The organism is Bacteroides sp. CAG:633 (assembly GCF_000435115.1).
GTDB classification, from domain to species: domain Bacteria; phylum Bacteroidota; class Bacteroidia; order Bacteroidales; family Bacteroidaceae; genus Bacteroides; species Bacteroides ndongoniae.
The window spans coordinates 1-3,891 of sequence record NZ_FR883012.1 but is presented as its reverse complement, the minus strand read 5'-3'; the positions used below and the strand labels follow the sequence as shown (position 1 = coordinate 3,891).

At 51.3% G+C, this 3,891-nt stretch carries 2 protein-coding genes; both read left to right on the top strand.

What is annotated here, in order from left to right:
* Nucleotides 1-2,344: ABC transporter permease (locus tag QVP67_RS15675; RefSeq protein WP_369677340.1), on the top strand; the 2,344-nt coding region annotated here is incomplete at its 5' end.
* Between the two features lie 76 nt (nt 2,345-2,420).
* Nucleotides 2,421-3,716: an ABC transporter permease gene (locus QVP67_RS03280; protein WP_022162131.1), complete on the top strand. Its 1,296-nt coding sequence runs from the start codon at nt 2,421-2,423 to the stop codon at nt 3,714-3,716.
* Nucleotides 3,717-3,891 lie beyond the last annotated feature (175 nt).

Genomic DNA, 3,891 nt, shown 5'->3' with positions numbered 1-3,891 from the left:
GGTGGTTTACTATGTGAAGCTGGCACCTGTGTATCCCGAGGTGAACCGGGAAAATACGTTGTATCTGACTCATGCCAGTTTTCGTTCGGAGGAATATACCGTTCAGGCTGGACTGTCGTTTCAGGCTGTGCAGGAGTGGATGTATCCGTTAAAGAACGTAGAGGCAGTTTCTGCCATTGTGGACTATGGCATGGATGAATCCTTTTACATACAGCCAACCGATTTGAGCGGTGACTTTAAAGTGGCTTTAAAGCTTACAGATCCAGCCTTTTTCCGCATCTACTCATTCCGCTTTTTGGAAGGAAATCCTTTCACCGATTCCGATTTGGCAAGTGGCATCCATACGGCTGTGATCTCTGATGACCTGGCGCGTCGTCTGTTCGGTACGACCCAAAATGTTGTCGGACGTTCGTTTTCGTTGGATTATGTCAACTATCGTGTGTGCGGTGTGGTACGCGGTGCCAGCTATCTCACCTCGAAGTCGTATGCTCAGGTCTATTTGCCTTATTCGGTTTTCGGAAATTATAAGAAACCGTTTTCAGACAAGTTCCCGTATAGTGGCATTTTCTCCGTTACTTTTCTTGTGAAGGACAAGGCACAGGCTGATGCTTTGCGGGCAGAAATCAGAGACCTGACGAGGCGGGTGAACCTACAGTACAAGGATCAGTGGCAGTTGGAGTTGTGGAAGCAGCCAACTTCGCACTGGCTCAGCGTTTTCCAAAGTCATCCATCGGATGCAGGCTTCAATCCTTGGAAGACGGCGGGTTATCTGATCGTCGTGGTATTGGTGTTGCTATTGGTGCCTGCCCTCAACCTGAGCGGCCTTATTGCCAGTCGTATGGAGAGCCGCTTGCCCGAGATGGGAGTACGTAAGTCGTTTGGTGCAGGACGCAACATACTGCTTTCGCAAGTGATGTGGGAAAACTTCTTCCTGACACTGGCCGGTGGTTTGCTGGGATTGGTATTGGCGTGGATCGTTGTCTATGTAGGACGTGAATGGGTTTTCACGTTGCTTAATAGCCGTATGCTAAAGACCTATTTCAAACAAGCCCTTGCGTTGTTCAGGCAGAACCGCCTGTTCAGTACGCTCTATATTGCCGGCACAGGGCTGGCTATTGCCATGACGGTTGTGATGGCGGTGGTTTACTATGTGAAGCTGGCACCTGTCTATCCGGAGGTGAACCGCGGAGATACGTATTACCTGTCGGGGACATCTTTCGAGCGGAACAAGGATGGCCGTTTCCAGTCGTGGAGTTATGCTTATTCGTATAGGGCGTTGCAGGAATGGTTTTATCCGTTGAAGAACGCCCGTGAGGTGAGTGCTTCCACGTTCGGAGCGGTGAAATATATCCAGCCTTCCGACCGTAGTGGTGATTTCGCCGTACAGATTGTAGAAACCGATCCGGCTTATTTCCGTATCTATGCTTTCCGCTTTTTTGAGGGACAGCCTTTTACGCAGGCCGATCTGGAGAGTGGCATCCGCAAGGCGGTGATTACCGACAAGCTGGCCCGTCGTCTGTTCGGCGAGGAGAAGGGAGCCATAGGTCGTCAGTTTTTGCTGGATTACGAGACTTATCAGGTTTGCGGAGTGGTCCGCGGTGCCAGTTATCTGACCAGCCGTTCGTATGCAGACCTGTATGTACCTTACAGCACGATGGAAGGGTATCGCGATGCCGCCTATCCGGAAGTTCCTTATTGTGGTCCTTTTCAGGTGACGGTATGGGTGGAAGACGGTAAGCAAGGTAAAGCCCTGTGTGATGAAATCCATGAAATTGTGCGAAAGCAGAATCTGTTGCACGAGGCCGACGGTCTGAAGATGAGCATCGATGATGATCCGGTTTCCCATCTGCACGCGTCTCTGATGATGTCGGTCGGTGGAGGAGGGGGCGACTGGTGGAGGGCTGTCCGTTACTTATTGTTCATATTGCTGGCTTTGTTGCTGGTGCCTGCCTTGAACTTGAGCGGACTGATAGCCAGCCGCATGGAGGGCCGCTTGCCAGAGATGGGTATCCGCAAGGCTTTTGGAGGCGGACGGAGCAAGTTACTTTCGCAAGTATTGTGGGAAAATCTTCTGCTGACCTTGGCCGGTGGGGTATTGGGGCTGGTAGCAGCCTGGATTGCTTTATACGGCTGTCGGGAATGGGTGTTTCGTGTGTTCGACCGTTATGCGTGGTTGGTGCCCGAAGGAACCGATGTCTATGTTTCGGGCGAAATGCTGTTTGCGCCTTCCGTTTTTCTGATAACCCTGGCGTTTTGTCTGGTGCTGAATACGCTTTCGGCTCTTGTGCCGGCGTGGCTGTCTTTGCGCAATCCGATTGTATATTCACTATATGAGAAAAGATAACTATTAATAAGTTGACAAGGTTGGCCCTCGTGGTCTGTAGTCTTGTTCCCTTGTCAACTGTATAAAATAAAACAACATGCTAAGACTCATTTTTAAAACCTTATGGTCTCGTCGGCGCCGCAATGCCTGGTTGTTGGCCGAACTGATTGTTGTGTGCATTGTGTCGTGGGCGATATTCGACCCGGTGGTGGTCGTGACACACGATCGGATGATTCCGTTAGGCTATGATGCCGACCGTCTCTGTCTGGTGTCGCTGAATATGTACCGTCCCAATGCGCCCGATTACGATGAACAGGCCACCGACTCGGCTTCGCTAATGCAGGCCTACGACAACCTTGTACAGCGGGTACGCAACTATCCCGAAGTGGAACATGCCACTCCTCTTTTAGGCTGGCTGTATCCCAACTCGCAAGGGCAGGGAGCCATGACCCGGATACCTGTAGGCGACAGCATTGCCTACCGCATGCGCTATGTCGAGTTTCTGCCCCATACGCAGTTTTTCGAAACGTACGGATTTCGCCCGGCCAAGGGACTGACGCCTGCAGAGCTTTCCGATTATCCTTATAAGAACGGTGATCTGATTCTTTCGGAGAATACGTTAGAGGCATTCTTTCATACGGACAACCCTCAGGGATGTCGTTTCTGGCAACTCCATGGACAGGACACGCTTTATACGGATGTTGTAGGTGCTACAGCCACTTTCCGCATGTATAGCGACTGGCAACCCATACCTGTGGCTTTTGTCCCGATGCGGACGGTCGATCTGAATTATTTCCCCAACGATGTCAAAATATTGGTCCGGCTGGAAGAGGGTGTCGGTATGGAGCGGTTTCTGCATCGGTTCCATCCGTGGATGGTACGCGAACTGCGTGCGGGCAATCTGTATGCGCAGAAGGTGGAGCCCTACCGGCAACTGATAGCCCGACGCGAGTATGCGGGAACGACGACGCTGTATCAGCGCAACGTGGCGATGGCGGTGTTCTTCCTTGTCAATCTCTGTCTGGGGGTAGCCGGGACTTTCTGGGTGCAGACACGCACCCGCCGAGAGGAAGTGGGTGTCATGCTGTCCTATGGTGCCACGCCGGGAGGCATTGTCCGTTTCCTGTTGGGCGAAGGGGTGGTGCTTACCACTGTTTCTACTCTGATAGGATGTATCCTTTATTTGCAATATGCAATCAGTGAAGGATTAGCCAAGGGGCAGACCGGCATGGAGACCACCGGTTCTTACTGGGTGCAGAATTTCGGTCTGCATTTCTGTATCGTGTCGCTCATTGTCTATTTTGTACTGCTGATCGTGGTGCTGATGGGCATTTATATCCCGGCTCGCCGTATAAGTACCATTCCGCCAACGGAGGCGTTGAGGGAGGAATAAAGCCTCACCCCTAACCCCTCTCCCAAGGAGAGGGAAATTAAGAATGATAGAAATAATAGAAATATATATAATGTAATAAATAACCGGCCACATCTTTTCTCCCCTCTCCTTGGGAGAGGGGCTGGGGGTGAGGCCATAAATTATCATGCTAAAGACCTATTTCAAACAAGCCCTT

Bases quoted from the DNA above. Each gene is read 5' to 3' on its own strand.
- QVP67_RS03280 (WP_022162131.1), top strand. From the start codon at position 2,421: ATGCTAAGACTCATTTTTAAAACCTTATGGTCTCGTCGGCGCCGCAAT.